17 protein-coding genes are annotated in these 18,689 nt (G+C 37.2%); 12 read left to right on the top strand and 5 right to left on the bottom strand.

All coding sequences use genetic code 11. The annotated features are described in order from the left end of the window. Nucleotides 1–630 precede the first annotated feature (630 nt). Entirely contained in the window at nucleotides 631–987 is a 357-nt protein-coding gene (locus ACFINR_RS05455; RefSeq protein ID WP_375653012.1) for a hypothetical protein, read from the bottom strand. A gap of 342 nt (nucleotides 988–1,329) precedes the next feature. Here ACFINR_RS05455 and ACFINR_RS05450 point away from each other — a divergent pair, with 342 nt between their 5' ends. Further along, nucleotides 1,330–1,455, top strand: a complete 126-nt coding sequence (locus tag ACFINR_RS05450; RefSeq protein ID WP_375612384.1) for a hypothetical protein — start codon at nucleotides 1,330–1,332, stop codon at nucleotides 1,453–1,455. 1,155 nt (nucleotides 1,456–2,610) lie between these two features. Here ACFINR_RS05450 and lldD read toward each other — a convergent pair. Together lldD and ACFINR_RS05440 are read right to left on the bottom strand one after the other, a co-directional pair. Further along, nucleotides 2,611–3,762 carry an FMN-dependent L-lactate dehydrogenase LldD gene (gene lldD, locus ACFINR_RS05445; protein WP_375632491.1) on the bottom strand — a complete coding sequence of 384 codons (1,152 nt, stop codon included), beginning with the start codon at nucleotides 3,760–3,762 and terminating at the stop codon, nucleotides 2,611–2,613. A gap of 1,148 nt (nucleotides 3,763–4,910) precedes the next feature. Beyond that, nucleotides 4,911–5,999, bottom strand: coding sequence for a 2'-deoxycytidine 5'-triphosphate deaminase (locus tag ACFINR_RS05440; protein WP_375653008.1), 1,089 nt, complete (start codon nucleotides 5,997–5,999; stop codon nucleotides 4,911–4,913). 238 nt (nucleotides 6,000–6,237) lie between these two features. On the opposite strand from ACFINR_RS05440, the gene mutL reads away from it, so the two are divergent. Continuing rightward, a complete protein-coding gene (mutL, locus tag ACFINR_RS05435) occupies nucleotides 6,238–8,091 on the top strand; it encodes a DNA mismatch repair endonuclease MutL (RefSeq protein WP_375613514.1) in 1,854 nt (617 codons plus the stop codon). A gap of 109 nt (nucleotides 8,092–8,200) precedes the next feature. Next, on the top strand, nucleotides 8,201–8,437 hold the full coding sequence (locus tag ACFINR_RS05430) for a DUF2093 domain-containing protein (RefSeq protein ID WP_375612380.1): 237 nt from the start codon (nucleotides 8,201–8,203) through the stop codon (nucleotides 8,435–8,437). A 19-nt stretch (nucleotides 8,438–8,456) separates the two neighbouring features. On the opposite strand, the gene lpxK is transcribed toward ACFINR_RS05430, so the two are convergent. Together lpxK and waaA are read right to left on the bottom strand one after the other, a co-directional pair. Then, the gene (gene lpxK, locus ACFINR_RS05425) at nucleotides 8,457–9,497 is read right to left on the bottom strand and encodes a tetraacyldisaccharide 4'-kinase (protein ID WP_375653003.1); all 1,041 of its coding nucleotides are present in this window, start codon (nucleotides 9,495–9,497) and stop codon (nucleotides 8,457–8,459) included. Next, nucleotides 9,487–10,809 (bottom strand): lipid IV(A) 3-deoxy-D-manno-octulosonic acid transferase, encoded by a 1,323-nt coding sequence (gene waaA, locus ACFINR_RS05420; protein ID WP_375653000.1) that lies wholly within the window; start codon nucleotides 10,807–10,809, stop codon nucleotides 9,487–9,489. Before waaA ends, lpxK begins: the two co-directional genes overlap by 11 nt. A 1,203-nt stretch (nucleotides 10,810–12,012) precedes the next feature. Between waaA and ACFINR_RS05415 the strand changes: the two genes are divergently transcribed. From ACFINR_RS05415 to ACFINR_RS05375, 9 genes are all read left to right on the top strand, one after another. Then, complete coding sequence (locus tag ACFINR_RS05415) at nucleotides 12,013–12,639, top strand: hypothetical protein (protein WP_375652996.1); 627 nt, start codon at nucleotides 12,013–12,015, stop codon at nucleotides 12,637–12,639. A gap of 91 nt (nucleotides 12,640–12,730) precedes the next feature. After that, nucleotides 12,731–14,059, top strand: a complete 1,329-nt coding sequence (locus ACFINR_RS05410; protein ID WP_375652991.1) for an AMP-binding protein — start codon at nucleotides 12,731–12,733, stop codon at nucleotides 14,057–14,059. Continuing rightward, on the top strand, nucleotides 14,047–14,409 hold the full coding sequence (locus tag ACFINR_RS05405; protein ID WP_375647745.1) for a hypothetical protein: 363 nt from the start codon (nucleotides 14,047–14,049) through the stop codon (nucleotides 14,407–14,409). The genes ACFINR_RS05410 and ACFINR_RS05405 overlap by 13 nt, the downstream gene beginning before the upstream one ends. Before the next feature lie 395 nt (nucleotides 14,410–14,804). Continuing rightward, entirely contained in the window at nucleotides 14,805–15,467 is a 663-nt protein-coding gene (locus ACFINR_RS05400; protein ID WP_375652987.1) for a methyltransferase domain-containing protein, read from the top strand. 6 nt (nucleotides 15,468–15,473) lie between these two features. After that, entirely contained in the window at nucleotides 15,474–15,917 is a 444-nt protein-coding gene (locus ACFINR_RS05395; RefSeq protein WP_375652982.1) for a hypothetical protein, read from the top strand. A gap of 50 nt (nucleotides 15,918–15,967) precedes the next feature. After that, nucleotides 15,968–16,690: a hypothetical protein gene (locus tag ACFINR_RS05390; RefSeq protein WP_375652978.1), complete on the top strand. Its 723-nt coding sequence runs from the start codon at nucleotides 15,968–15,970 to the stop codon at nucleotides 16,688–16,690. 94 nt (nucleotides 16,691–16,784) lie between these two features. Beyond that, nucleotides 16,785–17,465: a citrate/2-methylcitrate synthase gene (locus tag ACFINR_RS05385; protein ID WP_375652974.1), complete on the top strand. Its 681-nt coding sequence runs from the start codon at nucleotides 16,785–16,787 to the stop codon at nucleotides 17,463–17,465. A gap of 92 nt (nucleotides 17,466–17,557) precedes the next feature. Continuing rightward, a complete protein-coding gene (locus ACFINR_RS05380; protein ID WP_375652970.1) occupies nucleotides 17,558–17,860 on the top strand; it encodes a hypothetical protein in 303 nt (100 codons plus the stop codon). Then, nucleotides 17,851–18,648: a beta-hydroxyacyl-ACP dehydratase gene (locus ACFINR_RS05375; RefSeq protein ID WP_375652965.1), complete on the top strand. Its 798-nt coding sequence runs from the start codon at nucleotides 17,851–17,853 to the stop codon at nucleotides 18,646–18,648. Before ACFINR_RS05380 ends, ACFINR_RS05375 begins: the two co-directional genes overlap by 10 nt. Nucleotides 18,649–18,689 lie beyond the last annotated feature (41 nt).

The following is an 18,689-nucleotide window of genomic DNA, read 5'->3' as shown; positions in this document are numbered from 1 at the left end:
TTGATATAAAATTTTTTCTTTAATTTTTATTTTTTATTGAATCATAAAAATGATATGTCTCAATCTCACCTCTATGCATCTTTATACGCTCTGATTCTTGTTTCTAAAGCCCAGATTGCCTACATATCGTACTGTTTTTATATTTAATGTATATTTTTAGATTTATTCCTAACTTGTTAGAAAAGTTGCTATATTTTGATAGAAATATCTTCTATCAGTTCACTTTATTCAAAAGATTCTGAAAGGATTCTCAAAAAGTCTGTAAAGTTAAAGACTATTTAATACGTATTGTTTCTTTTTTAGAAATCAAAATTGGTGATGCCCCATTCCTTACCAGCAATTGTGTTATTTGCAGAGCAATCTGTATAAGATGGTGTATAAAGTTAACTAAAGTTTTTTGAATTTCTAGCATATTGTTTAAAGACAAAAAACTCCCTCTTATTATGCAAGCAGCTTAGACATCGGCTGATAATCCTCCCGCTTATAAAAATCCTTTCTTTAATAACCTTCAAAACCACAATTAAAGTGGTGAAAGATAAAACAAGATTTTTAGGCGATCATAACGCACAATAAAATCAGACCAGTCTAAATGTTCAATGCTAACACCTGCTAAACAGTGGAAAATAAGTTTTAGCACGCATTCAAATTGGAAGGGCTTAAGCCCCCCCGCGTGCTACGATGGTTTTCTACTCTCATCGTACGATTTACATTCCCTCTAAAACTTAATCGCTGTAAATATAAAAATCTTGAAGCCCGTTCTAAATCCGTGAGAGTTTCTGGATCTTGCTGTATTAAACGTTGAAATTCCTCACAACTGCTCATCTGAAATGCTAAATTTTTCATAAAAGGACGATAGTGGCGTTGTAACATCCCTAAAAAGTTTACGACATAACCTGAGAGATTATTGCTGATTTCAGGAGATAGAATCAATTTCTGTTCAAAGAAAATATCACTCATACCAACAAAAAGGTTTAGTCTACATGCCATGAGGAATGTCCTCAAATAATTTTGATATTTTTTTGATCAAATTTCTTTTGTTACCAATATCAGCAGCAACTGGTGTGGAATTAACAGAATGATAATTTTTTATCTTAAAATGTATCCATCATTTTTTACATTCTTTCATCTATCTTAGCCTTCTTTTCACAGCTTCAAATGATAAAAAGTAACTGCAATGTTAAGTCGTTTTGCATCGAACAAATTTCTCGCAAACTATCCCTATTGGCTAGATGACAATCCATCCTCTATTTAAAGAGAGAAAAACTTTTCTTTTTTATTCAGCGATAAAGTAAATATTATCCAATTACTTACGAGTAGAAATTCGATCAAATGGAAACTGTAATTCTTTCTACTCTGAGTAATCTTGTACCTATTTATATAGGTTTAGGAAAGCGTGCTGTTATGAATATTCATAAAAATGCTTCAAAAATTGATATCAGCAAAACCTCTGTTTAAAAAAGGAAAAGATGTTCTCTTACTTGCTACTGAAGAAACTGTTCAGATTTGTCTTGATGTTGCTAAAGAGATTCAAAAAACATGAAGTTATCCCAACGCTTACAAGTGTGCCAACAATTCAACTTTGAGATAATAGATCAGTGCTAGAGTTATGCCAATCTCACCAATCTGTTGTTGTCTATGAAGAGCATAGTATCAAAGGAGAAGCTTGGAGATGCAATTGTTAAATCGCTTATGGAACAAAACATTCTATGCCAATTTGTATCATTAGGCCCCCCACCATCCCCATCTGCAATAAAAACGAACTTGATATTTTAACAAGTTATAAAATCAATCGAGAACGCATAAATAGTGTTAGAAATGACATACTATACAAAAAATATTCAACTGCTTCCTAATATGCTCGTCAGTTCAAAAACATCATAAATCATTGAGAATACAAGAAAATAAGAAAGAAAAGCACATTAATTCACGCAGTTTTGCTCTCAGTAAACGAGCTTTTTTAAAGATAGTACGGATATTTTTTCATTGCTTAAAAATGTACTCCATAAAAACAATATCATATCCATATAATATATTATCCAATGAACTTAATATAAATAATATATAGATTATAGAAATATTATTTATTAGATACATTTTTTATTATAATTATAGATTAAAATAAATACATATTGACATTTTTAATAATATTATTTATATACTATAATTAATATTATTTATATTAAAATAAAACTAAATGGATTTTATAAATTTACGTTTTATGCCAATATGGAAAAGAAGTAATTAACATATTATATTTTAATGTTTTTTATATACAGGAGGGAAAAATGCTCACAGCATTATTTATAGCTATTTTTTCTATATCAACAGTTGTTTTACCTTTAATATCAGCGCTTGTTCCTTTTTATCCGTAGAATGAGCTTTTAATAAAGTAAATAAAATATGTATGCAATGTTATTATTGTTTTTTTTCGTGTTTATTATTATTAATACTTAATATTATTGTAGTTACTGAGTATTTTCTGTGATTTTATAGAGGAGCTTATTGATCTTTTCTATTTAACTTTAACTGTCAACATATTTTTTAAAATATATAATTATGCTCCTCTATAAAAAGACTTTCTTTTTCTGAAAGAAGTATAACATATTGCTTTTATTGCTTAAAAACATCTATATTTACTAAACTCTTGCGTGTAATATCTTTGATTGTCTGAGTACCAGTCAGTGTCATAGCTACCCGCATTTCATTGGCAAAAAGATCAAGGAGATGCATAACACCTTTCTTACCTGCTGCTGCAAGCGCATAAACAAAAGCACGGCCAATCATAACAGCATCCGCACCTTGTGCTATCATGCGTACAACATCAAGACCAGAACGAACACCTGAGTCCACTAAAATAGTCAAATAATCCTTTACAGCATCCGCAATTGCAGGCAACGCTCGTGTTGTTGATAATACACCATCAAGCTGACGTCCGCCGTGATTAGAAACAACAATACCATCCGCACCAAATTTTACTGCTTCTCGTGCATCTTCTGGATCAAGAATACCTTTCAAAATCATTTTTCCTTTCCAAAAATCGCGAATCCATTGTAAATCATGCCAACCAATTGATGGATCAAAATTTGCACCAAGCCAACCAACGTAATCATCCAATGCAATTTTCTTTTTGAGATAAGCAGAGACATTTCCAAGATCATGAGGGCGCCCCATAACACCAACGTTCCAAGCCCAATATGGATGAGTCAAAGCTTGTAAAAAACGACGTAAACCAGCATAAGGACCAGACATTCCCGAATGCGCATCACGATAACGTGCACCAGGAATTGGCATATCAACTGTAAAAACCAACGTGCGTACACCAGCCAACCAAGCCCGTTCTAGTGCATCACGCATGAAACCGCGATCTTTGAGAACATAAAGTTGAAACCAAAATGCACCTCCAACCGCTTCTTGCACTTCCGCAATAGGACAAACTGAAACAGAGGATAGAGTAAAAGGAATCCCTTTTGCCGCTGCGGCACGCGCTGCTTTTACCTCTCCACGACGTGCATACATGCCCGTTAGCCCAACAGGCGCAAGTACAATCGGTAAATCAAGTGTCTGATCAAAAAGCTTGATTGAAAGATCAACTTCACCAACTTGCCTTAGAATCCTTTGACGCAATGCAAGTGCTTGAAGATCTGTACAATTACGTCGCATCGTTTCTTCAGCATAAGCCCCACCATCAATATAGTGAAAAAGAAAGGGAGGAAGACGACGCTTTGCTGCCTTACGATAATCAAGTGTTGAAGAAATAATCATTGATGGCACCATTGTTCCTAAATGAAAAGAGAAAACATCCTAAAACGCATAAAAGCGAATCCATGTACTACCTATTCGCTATTCTCCCAAAGCACTCTATTGAATAGATAGAAGCAACAGAGACTGCAACTTTCTAAAAAAACTAATTGATAAAAACAACGTCTTTATTGCTCTTATCCAAATTTAAAATCTCACAGCATGAAGTATCATTAATAACGTATCTACTCATATATTCTTCATGTGCAATTAAAATGTTATACTCTCTTTAAAGCAATCCCTCTTCGAAAGCGATTACTCCGTAGCTTAATTAGTTATAATTTAAAGTCGCTTCTCCCTCCAAAGATCCTTACATTATCAGTTATTAAGAATATAGAGTGTCATTAAGTATAAATCATAATCTCCTCCAAAAGATGAAAAAATCCTTTATTAATACTGGAAATAAAGCTGTCGCATACATGCAAAAATCTTCTTATATCAATATTCAAAAATGAGATCTGTTACTTATTCATGAAAGTTTATAAAAATATATAGTGCCTAATTCACATAAAGCATAAAAACTTTTAATGTTCATACCAATAGAAACCTTCATATTTAATTGAATAATTTTCTAGCAATATTATATCTTGAGGCTATAAATGAGTTACTAAAATTAGAACAATGTTTATTGAAAATAATTGTTACTAAACTAGAGTGAAAACTTATTTATTAACTCTTAAGGATAATTTTTATACGGAATAAAATATACTGGTTATTACACTCTAGAAAAATTGAGTCAATTGCAGCATCCAATCTCGCATATTTACTTTGAAAAGTGAGTAGCTACTGTTATATTGAATTTTATTAACCTATTGATTTATTATAATAAATATGAATAACATATTGAATATAGTAAAATTCTTTCATTGTAAATTTTGTCATGATGAAATAATCAAAACTATTCTTTTGCACATCATAAATGGAGTTCGTATAGATAGAACCTCTTGAAAAAAGAAGTAAAAATGCCTCTCATACCCTCTCAAATGCAAGAGATGAGATAACCTTGGAAATTAAAAATAGAATGCATGACGCCAGTTTTGCGAAGCACAAAATTTTCTTTTATCTAAAATACGCTTTCTGCATACATGTTATCAAAATTCGTGGTTCCCAACTCATTTAAAATGCTTGGACAACTTTAAACCCTGTGCTTGATAATGTGATCCAACATCATGTCCATAAAGGGTTGATGGTCGATTAAGCATATGCTCATAGACCAAACGGCCAATAATTTGACCATGCTCTAAGATAAAAGGAACTTCATGGCTCCGCACTTCTAAAACCGCTCTTGCTCCTTTTCCACCCGCCTCCTTATGCCCAAATCCTGGATCAAAAAAGCCTGCATAATGCACCCTAAACTCGCCAACTAAAGGATCAAAAGGTGTCATTTCTGCGGCATAAAGCGGAGGCACATGAACAGACTCTCGTGAAACTAAAATGTAAAATTCATCAGGATCAAGAACCAACTCCCTTTGACCACGATCAAAAAGAGGTTCCCAAAAATCTAAAACGTGGGCAACGGCACGTTTATCAATATCAATAACACTTGTATGATGTTTACCACGATAACCTATAAGCCCGTTTTGGTCTCCCTTTAAATTAATGGAAAGACCAATACCACCAACACTAATATTAGGAAAATCATCCGATATCAGTGTTTCTTGCCTTTGCAAAGTGTGCAACTCTATTTCATTTAAATAACTTTGCCCTTTTCTAAACCGAAGCTGTGATAAATGTGAGCCTGTATGCACCAAAATTGGAAATGTGCGTGGACTAATTTCCAAATAAAGTGGACCATGATAACCAGCACAAATTTTATCAAACTCCTGAGCATTATCCGTAATGACACGTGTAAAAATATCTAATCGTCCTGTAGAACTTTTGGGATTGGCAACAGCAGATAAGAATTCTGGTAAAGCTAAACTTTCTAAAAGAGGAACAATATAAACACACCCCGTTTCCAAAACGGCTCCGTCTCGTAAATCAAACTCATGCAACTTTAACCGTTCAAGCTTATCCAAAACTTTTGTATCAGGTCCCGGCATAAAAGAAGCACGTATACGATAAGCTTTCTCCCCTAAACGAAGATCAAGACTTGCTGGTTGTATTTGAGATCTATCAAATGGATACTGAGCCTTGAGAAAGTTATTCTCAATCAAAGCTTGTATATCACTATCTGCTAAAATACCGCTTATACGCGCCATATATATTGCCTTCCCTTTTTACATTGTTTCTTTTTTGACCTAGATGATAAACTGGTGCAAGCTATTTTAAAGTGATAAAAACTATTTTTATGTTTTTTCCAACCGACTTGTTAACATAAAATAAAATAGGAGGTATTGTAAAAATAATACCTCTCATGCTCTCTTATTCTTGAATGTCTCGCAAATGATGTTATCATAATTTTCTATAGAACCCTTAAGATTCCTGTTAGAATTTATTATGATTATACGCCATCTTAGCGAAAATATTATTAATCAAATCGCCGCCGGTGAAGTTATTGAACGACCAGCAAATGTTGTCAAAGAACTTGTTGAAAACGCTATTGATGCTGGTGCAACACGCATTGAAATTATTACAGCAAATGGTGGAAAAAATTTTATAAAGGTGAGTGATAATGGTTATGGAATTCCTGCAGATCAATTAACTTTAGCAGTTTCTCGCCATTGTACCTCAAAGATTACCGATGACGTACACAATATCTGCTTCCTTGGATTTAGAGGAGAAGCCCTCCCCTCTATTGGTTCTGTTGCTAAACTTAAACTCATTTCACGAACAAAAGATGCTGAGAGCGCTGCTGAAATTTCTGTTACTGCAGGAAAAATTGTAGGACCCAAACCAGCTGCTGCGAATCTTGGAACAATTGTTGAAGTTCGTGATCTTTTCTTTGTCACGCCAGCACGATTAAAATTTATGAAAACTGATCGGGCTGAAACAAATGCTATTAGCGATATGATTAAGCGAATTGCTATCGCATTTCCACATATCCGCTTTTCTCTTTCAGGACTAGACAGAACATCTATGGAATTGTCTGCTACAGAAAATAATATTCAAGGACAATTACAACGTATTACGCAGATTATGGGAAAAGAATTCGCCCCTAATAGCATTGCGCTGAATGCTGAACGCGAAGCGGTGCGCTTAACAGGTTTTGCCTGTTTGCCATCTTTCAACCGAAATAACAGCCTTCATCAATTTGCTTATGTTAATGGACGTCCCGTGCGTGATAAATTTCTATGGGGCGCTATCCGAGGCGCTTATGCTGATGTCATGACACGAGATCGTTATCCTGTCGCTATTCTTTTTATTGACCTCCCACCTGCTGAGGTAGATGTTAATGTTCACCCAGCCAAAGCTGATGTACGATTCCGTGATCCAGGATTAATTCGTGGTTTGATTGTTGGAGCTATTCGTGAAGCATTGCAGCAATCTGGTATTCGTCCTACTTCAACCCGTTCTGAAGCAATGCTTGCTGCATTTCAAACACAACAATCATTAGCACAACAACCATTAGGCAGTTTTAAGAACACGCACCAGTTCTCTTCTTACAGTTCACAACCTCATCATTTTACCAGTGCTTCAATGGTCCAAAAACCATTGGATAGTACTCACTCTTTTGATTTAAAAGAAGATGCCGCTCCTATTATGGAGGGCTTAAATACACCAAGTGGGGATGCATACATTCCAAGCACGACATCTTCATCAGAAGAGTTATCTTATCCATTAGGAGCGGCCAGAGCACAAATCCATAAAAACTATATTATCGCCCAAACACAAGATAGTTTGATCATTGTCGATCAGCATGCAGCTCACGAACGATTGGTTTATGAAGCACTCAAAAACGCACTTTATTCCAAACCACTTCCTTCACAGTTATTACTTATTCCTGAAATTGTAGAACTCTCTGAAGAGGATGCAACATGCCTTTTAACGCATAAAGATGCTTTGCAAAAATTTGGATTAGGAATAGAACCATTTGGACCAGGAGCAATTGTTGTGCGTGAAACACCTTCCATGTTAGGAGAGATCAATGTTCAAGCCCTTATTAAAGATCTCGCAGATGAGGCTGCTGAGTATGATACAACAAATAATTTAAAAGCAATGCTTGATTATGTTGCAGCAACGATGGCCTGTCACGGCTCAATACGGTCAGGGCGCCTTTTACGCCCCGAAGAAATGAACACACTATTACGACAAATGGAGGCAATACCTAATACAAGTACATGTAATCATGGACGCCCTACTTATATTGAACTCAAATTAGCAGATATAGAACGGCTTTTTGGCAGAAAATAAGCCCTTCTTCATTTTTACAAGAAAAATATTTTAAAATTAACTCTCGACTTTATAATATATTTTATGGCACTTTTCTTGAATCTCTTGTATCAAGTAAAAAGGAGTTGTAATGTTTCCCAATGGTGAACGCGAAGCAAAAATTTATTATTCTAATAACGGATATGACATTATAGAATATGGTACCTATACCATTTGTGCTGTTAGCGGGCAAAAAATCCCTATAGATGATTTAAAATATTGGAATCATCACCGCCAAGAAGCATATGCTAGTTGTGAAATCTCCTATCAGCGCGAACTTGAGTGCAACCCATATCTCAAGCAATTGTTAAAAACAAAAGAAAAATAACCCCTCAAAAGCTATAAATTTAGCCTTTGCCTTTTAGACAAGAAAATTCAAGGGAACGTTTTCTAAAGCGGGTTATGACCTCTTCAAGGACCATACGACAGAAGTCTTTTTGAACAAAATCGACATTCACATCAAAGATAATAAGATTTTTCAAATCCTTTTGCATGTGAATTGTCTGTATACGGGTATAATCTTTAGCTGTTGTTGCGAGCCATAAATTGTGCATTTTAGCCTTTTGTATAAGGCTTTTTAAATTTTTATCTGTGAAAAAATAGTGGTCTGGATATATATAAGTTTGCACCACATCACCAGACAATTCTTTAATAGATTTAAAAAATTTATCTGGATTGCCAATACCAGCAAATGCCAAAAATGATTTTCCTGAAACCTCATCAGAGGCACTGGCTTTAAGATGAGCACGATATAAAGGCTTTCCAGTACGCGAAACAAGAAAAGCGACATTATCAGGCGCATTGGAGTAACCAATCAATAAAACACTATCCATAAAAGAAAACTGCGTTTTTAATGGTACGCGCAAAGGTCCTGCTGGAAAGACAGCTCCATTACCAAAACCGCGCATCGCATCAACAACGAGTAACGCATAATCCATATAAAGACGGCGACTTTGAAATCCGTCATCCATTAAAATAAGATTACATCCCTCTTGTTTAAGCCGTTGTGCCGCTGCATAACGATTAGATGATACAGCTACCAAAGCATGCCGTGCAAGTAAAAGTGCCTCATCTCCAACACTATATGGAGTATCATATTTTTCATTTACAAGATGTACCCCTTTAACTGATCCACCATAACCACGAGATATAATACCAGGTACGAAACCAAGTTCTTTAGCCACTTTTGTAAAAGCAATAACAACCGGCGTTTTACCCGCACCACCACATGTAAAATTTCCAATACACAAAACTGGCAGATCAATCACGGGAGGCTGTCTTGTCATAAAACGACTTGAAAAATAACCATACCCCCATGAAACTGGAGCTAACACAAAACGCAAAAAGCTTTTATTTTTCCACCAAAAACGAGGGGCGCTAATATGCATATCTACCCTGACGCTGACGTAACCCTGTTTGTATTACAAGGGGTTGTAAAAATGGATCTAAAATCTTTAATGTGCGCTCAAATGCACCTGCCATATCTGTCGCCACTTCATGAGCCTTATCAACCATTTCTTGCCGCAATGTTTCATTTGTTAAAAGCTTATACACCTGAATAGCAAGCTGTTTTGTATCTTGAACCATATATGCTGCATCATGCGTTAGAAATTGTTTGAACATCTCTTGAAAATTTGAAACATGAGGCCCTGTCAAAATAGCGGAACCAAGCAAAGCCAATTCCAATGGATTGTGTCCACCATTTCCACATAACGATTTACCAACGAAAGAAACTTTCGATAAGCGAAGAAAAAGTCCCATTTCTCCAATGGTATCTCCCCATAAAATATCGGTATTCATGTTTGGAACAGCATCTCTACTTCTACGAATAAAACTTAACCCCTTATTATCGCATTTTCTGATAAGATCTTCTGAACGTTCTGGATGACGAGGCACAATAATTGTTAATAAATCTGGCAAATAATTTTTAACAATTTTATGGACCTCAAAAGCAATCTCCTCTTCCCCTTCATGCGTTGAAACAGCTGCCCAAACTGGGCGATTGCCGATAGCATTACGATAACGTGCAAGCAATTCTTGATTTTCAACCAGAAAAACATCAGCCTTGAGATTACCAGAAAACGTAACAGATTTTACGCCAAGTGTATGGTAATAAGCTACATCTCTTTCATTTTGACCAATCGCCAAATCAATATCCTTAAAAATATGTTTGGCAAGAACACGTCGTTTTTGCCAAGCTTTAAAAGAACGTTCAGACATATGGGCATTAACCAAAATCTGCGGAATACGCATTTTTGCAAGTTCTTTAATACGAAGAGGCCAAATTTCTGATTCACAAATTAAGACGAGATCAGGCTTCCAATGACGAATAAAACGGCGCACTGCAAAATCTAAATCCAAAGGAGCATATTGATGAATCAACCTATTACCAAAATATTTTTTCACAAGAGTAGAAGATGTCACCGTCCCAGTTGTCATTAATACATTGATTTCCAATGATAAAATATAATTTATAAGTGGAACAAGTGCAAGTGTTTCTCCAACACTTGCTGCATGCAACCAAACTAACGAACCTTGGGGGCGTATATGAGAACTTTTACCTAAACGCTCTTTTTTGCGACACCACTCTTCTTTTCCACGAATAGCACGAAAGAACAAATAAAAAGGAACAACAGGACATAAGCAAAAACCAATCATTCGATAGCTTAAAAGAGCCATATGTGCCTTTAATTCTACCATTTAAAATCACCTCATCCAGCTATTTTAAGATATCTATATACTTATTTTGTTAAAAAATTCATCAACACTATTGGTTGCATCCATATTTTTTAATATCATTCATATCTTAAATAAAAAAAGCTTAATCCATGAGAAAATTCAATACATATACACATTATTTAAATCTCTTTTAATTAAATTTTGTAACTTATATCGATTTTATCACTTCATTCTGCACCCTATAAAAAATCTTACTCAAAAATAACAAAACTACATTTCAGTCGATTATAATTTTTAAAATATAAATGATAAACCTATGACATAGATTGTATCAATTTTTTCAACTCACTGAATAAATACTTCTTATGATTTTAATGAGACTTTGAATTTTGCATGTTGGTATTTTAGAGAAAAAGCTTATTTTTACATATGTTAGGTATTGTCAATTTTTCAAAAAAATAACCCATATAGACATTACAACCTAATATAAAGACAACAAATAAAATGTGTTTAAAAGAAAGCTCAATCTCTATTATTTCATTTCAATAAAATGAATATGTCAAACTAATCTTAAAAAACTTTTGAATAGTATAGAGTTCTCATTTTAAATTGTGATATAATCTCTTAAAGGTAATCCAGAAAAATCTAATCTTGTTTAATAGAGAATTTCTTAAAAGTCTTAAAGCAATTTAAATAAGAGTTTTCAAAATTTTAAATCCTCTCTTTTCAGGAGGTCGCAATGATATATTATTCCTTTTAAGATTGTATATAATCAACACAAAATGATTAACTTATAGATTGTAGTTTTAAATGAGTACTCAAGAAATCCTTATGAGGTAAGTTAACTTCATAAATCTATTCAGTTTCTCTAAGTTTCTAATTTTGGTAAAGTTTCTAACGACTTTCATGGTTTCTAAGCTTATAGTAATAACTCGTTGAAAAAATTCCAATAGATAAGTAATGAGTGCTAATAATCTCAACAGAGTAATAATTGCTATCATTAATAATGCTACTCTTTTTATTAATCTTAACGCATTAATGTCTCATACCCCATTCAAAAGCAGAGTGACTATTCACAATATAATCATAAACTTCGAGTGATAGCTGTCATGATAATATTGCTGTTGTAAATAGGTTGATAGAAACTGTCTTGCATTTTTATTAAGCGTAAAGATGGTGGTGCAATAATGGATTTTATACCTTGCACGATTAGAAGGAATGGGAGTGATATCGACTGATCAAAACTACAGTGGACCACGGCGTTCGCGGCCTTTTGACCGGCATCGTAGCGGATTTGTTTTAGCGGAGGGTGCAGGTCTGTTTGTTATTGAAAAATTATCTAACGTATTGGCGCGGCAGCGTGAGCCGTTGGCCTATTTATTGGGTTACGGCGGTGCACTTTGCGCACAGCATATTGTAGCGCCGCATAAAGATGATCTCGAAATGCAACTGTCGATGGAACGAGCCATCGAACATGCGGGTATTGACCGTACCGCTATTGATTTTGTGAATACACATGGGACATCGACAGTACAAAATGATCAGCACGAAGCCAGTGCAATCAGAACGGTTTTTGGCGCGCACAACCCAGCGATTGTGGCAACAAAATCTTGGCACGGGCATCTGATTGCTGCTGCCGGTGCGATGGAAATTTTGGGTGTACTAGTTTCTTTTCGGAACAATCTTTTGCCCAAAATTTTGAATTGTGATGAAATCGATCCTCAATTACCCGCTGGCATTGCGTTTGTGAGGAAGCATCAGCACCGACGGCTTAAATACGCATTGAAAAACTCATTTGGTATGGGCGGTGGCGCAAGCAGCTTGGTTTTAGGGAATCCACAATATCTGTAAGGGACACCTCATGCTAACAATATATTCCTTATTAGAAAGAAACTGGCAAGTGATTTGTCATCACAGTCATTATTCGGCAGAGGATGTCACCATGATGACAAAAGGGTGTGCAGATACCGTAGTTAGATATTTTCGTGATCGTCCGCAAAAGGAGCAAAATAAGTTGTTTGTTTTTGTGATTAGAAATAATTTCGAAGGTCTAATCAGCTATTTTGTTGCGTCTGTGCTAAAATTGAAAGCTTGGATCGTCAGTATTCATGATTTAGGCATTGTTGATATGCTGGTTGATGCCAATTGCATTGCCGCTGTTGTAATGAGCCATGAAGTTAGGAATATTAGTATCATCAGTCACCGGATTAATATCGCGTTTGATCACTGTTTTTCAACTGTGAACGAAAATCTGGCTGATTTTACAGCATATCCGTGCGCGCATTTCTATTTTTGTACCTCCGGAACAACCAGTAAGCCGAAGTTGATTCAATATCATGAAAATATTCTGATTGAGAATGCCATCGCGGTGAGCCAATCTCTTGGACTAAGTAATGAAGATTGCTCATTGTGTTATTTCCCGGTGCAGTATATGTATGGTCTCTCTACTATGCTATGTGCCTTCTTATCGGATAGCAAACTGGTATTTGAAAAATTTCAAATAAGTAATATTGTTGAACTCGTTTCGCACTATAGCATTACCAACTTGCCTTTAATCGGTGACTGGATGCTGGAAGTAAGCGACATTTTTACCAAAAGCCGAATCCATGTGCAAAATATCTTGAATGCATCCGATCGTTTGCTCACCGTACAAGCATCGGGCATCCTCTCATCATGCACGACGTTATGGAATAACTTCGGTCAGACCGAATCCGGACCGCGCTTGTTTCATAATAAGATCTGCTCGCTACGCGATATTGAAAGAACCAGTAAATATGGCGTTGTAGCACCGGGTAAGGTTCTGGTGAGTGATATAAAAATTGATTTGCGCCCCATTGATCGGGCGGATGCTTCTGATTCAGTGCGCCGTATGTTTTATAAAACGCCTTTCGCGTGTGATGGTTATGTTGATAGTTCCTTGCAATTAAAGCCGCGTGATGAATGGTTTGATTCCGGCGACCTGTTTGTTAAAGATGAATCCGAATGCTATTACTGGATAGCCAGAGCCGTTAATGAATTTAAACACAATGGTAAGTTTATCCCAGTTCAACTGATCTCAAATGACATTATTAAGTATGCCGGACGTTTAAGGCATTACTTTTCAAAAGCACAGAACGGCGATCTTTATCTCAACCTTGATATGTCGGCAAATAGTGAGCAGGTTAAAGTCGTTACTAAACTATTGACTGATAAATGGTATCAGTATGCATTTAAAGTAAATATCAGAAAAATTGCCACGACAAATACAGGGAAAATAAAATGTACCATGTAGATAAAGCTCATGATATGAGCAGAGTGTATGTTAATCGTCGTGCAAACAATTATCTGTGCATTGTGAGCCATTCTTTTTATACCTATTTTTTAGCTATTGATAGGCTTCATCGTTATTTGCCTGTATCGACGAGACGTACATCGAGAATGATATTGCACCGTGAAATGGCGAAGGTACTTTTTATCGATATATTTAAACGGATTTTGCCAGATGTAAAGATGTCACACAGTTCTGTAAGCCATGGACGGAGTAAAAGTATTATGTTGGTTAATAAAGATCCGCGGATTCGGTCTGTCGGGGTTGATATCGAATTTATTGAGAAAAAAAACTACCGAGACCATTTATGCTAGATTACTGTAAAAAATGCGCGGACTTTCCAGCAGGGCAGGTGCTGGATAATCGTCTATGCACCACAATATTTAGCTGCATGGAGAGCTTGTATAAGGCATTATGCGCCATCTCGGCGTGCATTTTTGATATAAATGATTATTTTTTAGTTGAACATGACAGGACACGATGTGTTTTTCGGTACGTTGGGAATATATTTGCGTTTAAAGGGATGACGTTTATTTGTAACTGCTATTATCTTTGTCAATCTGTGATAACCGTTGTTTTGCTGGATGCATATTTGCAATCAATTATTTTAGATGACCTCTTATATGAGGACATAACCGTTTCTATACCCAGTTAGTTTTTAACGAGTTTATGGCAATGCCATAACTAGCTTCATTTAGAGGAATATGTGATGAATGATTTACTGGTGAATATCACCCCTGAGCACTATGAAAGGTATGCTATTGAAGGTACATCACCGTGGAATGCGTATTTGATGGAAAGAATTCTGGAAGAAGCATCTGGTGTTACTTCTGCGAAGAAAAAAATTCTCGATATTGGCATGGGAACTGGCCACATGCTTTTCAAGCTTTACCGCTCCCAAAAACTCACAGACTATTTCTTTTACGGGGTTGATATTGATCCCCGTATGGTTCAGTTTTGTGTTAAAAAATGTACCGAGTTAAAATACCAGCATGCATTCAACATCATTGAAGCCATCGTCAGCAATTTACCGTTTCCCGGGAACTCCTTTTCAATGATTTATGCCCGTTCCGTAATTCATCACTGGGCTGAACCTAAAAAAGGATTACAGGAGTTGTGCCGTGTTTTAGATCGCGGCGGTCGTATTATCATCCATGAACCCCTAGCTGATGCAGAAGAAACAGCACTGGGTGTTTTTAACCAATCACGTCGTGAATGCGGTGTGGCAGCTATGTCCACAGAAGAAAAATTTACATTAGCCGGTATCACCGATTTTTTATATGGCTGCGATCTTAGTGAGATGAGCTGGACAGTGAGACGTGGAGAAGGTCTAGCAGCTCTGGGCTGTGAAATTTTCATTAAAAAGGTCTGAGTTATCATGGATTATTTCTGTGCTGAAATGTATGCAAAAATGCAACCACGTATAACGGCAATAACTGGCTGCCATGCACTCGATTACATTGCTTTTCGCGATTCGGTTAGGATAAGTACACGCGTTTATTCGACCACTGGTGATAGTGGTTCTTTGACTCAACTGGACTCTGCGGCTGAACACTTACCCATGCTGCTTGGTGCTACAAGCGGCACCACCGGGGCGATGAAAATGGTCAGCGTTCGTCTAAAATCCAGTAAGGAAGCGGTCAGCTCATCAGAGCATAATTTAATTCGTAACCTGCGCGCGCGGCAATTTTTTTCCCCAGGGGATGTTGTTGGCAACCTGTTTACGATTAATCTGTTTTCATCTTTACACTACTTGGCGTGTGAAATTGTAAAACATTGCCGTGCACATGTCGTGCCGGTTGGCGATATGCCCTGCTGCTGAAGAGTCATTTCGAGTTTCTGGCTGAAATACGGCTCTCGGTACTGTTTGGCGTGCCCAGCACCATCGTTCAGTTCGTTGAAGCTATGCTCAGCCTTGGGGTTCCACTGGCAATTAAAAAAGTGCTCTTTACCGGTGAATCGATGCTGGGTGTGCATGAAAACTATCTGCGCGAGATGCTGGGCGCCGATCTGCGGATAATTGGTTTATATGGTTTGTCGGAGTGCGGTTTCATTGGTATGTCCTCCGAAGGGCGGCTTAATCGGTACCTGCTCTTCAGCGATGATTTCTTCTTTGAATATGAAGATAAGAGAGGGCTGCTAGTGACATCGCTGGATCCCGATGTCTCGCGCAAACTTATCAGATATTCCGTGGGCGATATGGGCACATTATCCGTTGAAAATGGTGACCTCTATTTTGAAGGTATTAAACGCAATGCTGTTGATTTTAATTTCATGGGAAATTTGATTAGCCATGAAAAAATATTCAAAATTATTAATCGAAGATTGCCCGATGTGATTGTTCAAATTGTATTGTCTTTATCCGCGGATAGACAAGAGATTATGGATATTAAAATCTGCTGCGAAGTATTTCACAACCTTGATTTGTCCGAACTAACTGAGGAAATCTATCATTTGCCGGATATTTATGAAGCCTATATGAAAAAGCGCGGGCGTATTAATCTCACCCTCGTCGAATATAGCGATTTGCTTTTCTCATCCAGAGGGAAATGCCTGCTAGTTTATGACGCAAGGGAGTCCTGTAATGCAACTTGATAATTTGTGTAATGAAATTGTATCAGGGAATTCGCATACGATAAATGTCAACATCAGGTTTTATAGCGTGTCACCGGAGCAGCAGGAGTAAATCATGTCAGATGATGTTATTGATAATTATGATTTAAATAATAACGTATTGTTTATTCGTGGATGTAATTTGATTGATATTGCCGATGAAAACCTTTATTTGCAGAACGCATGGTTTGCACTGACCGGCAACCTTCTTAATGAAGAACAGATGGATCGGCTGATTCAGAATGCTAGCGCCGAACTGCAAAAGACGAACCCTACAGCCAAACTGCAGGCGATGCATCAACTGATCAATGCATTGCCATCTTTGAGTTTAACGCAGCGCTTTATGATGTTATTATCGCAAGTTGAGGTTTCGGCGGCTCAGGGTAAGGTCATGGCTCCCGTAAGCGACGGTGGTTGTCTTAAAATTATCTTGCTGATGCCGTGGATTATTGCATTGGCGCGCTCTTCCCAACAGTTTTCCGATTCGCCGGAGATCGAAAATTGCAATACCTTTGAGCGTGCTTTTTGGTTAGCATTAACTAGCAAGGAAGCTTCTTCCGACTGGGATATTGATATGCTTTGCCGGTGCATGTCTCTACTGCTGGGCGGGTTTGGTATTGTGACACCCACAACCACCACGATAAGATTTATTGCCAGTACCAAGAGCGACGTCATTTCTGCACTAATCGGTGAGTTTTGTGCCACTGGCCCCGGCGCATATGGGAGCCTGCAAATATGCTATCATGCGACTTTCTAGTGTCCTCCATGAGATTGAAGCCGGGAATCTTGAGGCCGGCGGTAACGCATTATTGCAAAGACAACCCCTGGCTAGGGTTTGGTCACCCGATTATGCAACGGGATGTCCGAGTTGATTTCTTTTTTTCACGCTTTCAGATGCCTATGCGCCCCTTCAGTTCGCTTGCGCGATCTATTTCGGACAATACAGGACTGCAACCCAATGTCGATTTTCTAATTGCAAGCATCATGAGCAAACATCGGGCTTCTCCTGAGCTGGGATTGTTGGCTTTTTTCGTTTGTCGTATGCCGATACTTCTCGCGCACTATCAAGCGCGGTTTAGTGCTCATTCCTTCGGTTTATCATCAAAGGATTTAAGAAAAAAATATAAAAAAGTCCCCAAATTATGGCTATAAAGCATCGCACCGAGCCAAATTTCTTGAGTATATGTCAGAGTATCACCTTAACCGCACCGATGCGTGCTTGCGGGCAAATCAATATTTCTCACTGGAATTTAGCCCATAACTATTTGAAACAGGGCTTGTTACTCGAAGCCTTGCATCAGTTTTCAGTTCGATTCGCCACCGTGGTGGCTAAAAACTCGGATCTCACTTATCGCTATCTCCCTGTCATGGTTGAACAGTTTTTCTCTACCACCCATTTTGATAGCGATCGGTTATGCGTTGAAGGACATATTGAACGCATTAATGAGGCCTACCGTATTCACTGTAAGGCTAGCACATATGACAATGGAAAGGCCGTTATTGCGCAGGCAATCATCATGGTCAGTAAGGTCTGCTTCTTTAGCTCGTGTTCTGAGAAAGCCGCTCTTCCATTACTAGGCGATTTATGTAAGATTTCTTCCGTAACCGGAGATTCTTGTACTTTTTCCTTTAATGCGCATCACCCGCTTTTTGAGGAACATTTCCCCTCCCACGCCGTATGTCCTGGTTCACTATTGATTGAGATGGTTCTGGCTTTGGCCACGCAGGGTAGGGCGAAAAATATCGCATCTGTTGCGCTGAAAAAAGTAAAGTTCATTGAAGCAGTTTATCCGAGAGATACCTATCAGTTGACCATTAAACAGGATACAGAGTGTGAACCGAGTGGCGTTTTTTATATTCATACGGAAACTAAAAAACGAAGCACTTGCGGTAAGTTTTCTATCAAATATAAAAAGGAGGATGCGCCATGTTTAACATAATAATCTCTTTTATTCCGTGGAGTATTTACTCCTGGGTTATC

Source organism: Bartonella sp. AP19HLJMH (genome assembly GCF_042196245.1).
Lineage (GTDB): Bacteria > Pseudomonadota > Alphaproteobacteria > Rhizobiales > Rhizobiaceae > Bartonella.
The sequence above is the reverse complement of the archived record's forward strand: the minus strand, read 5'-3'. Positions and strand labels throughout refer to the sequence as shown.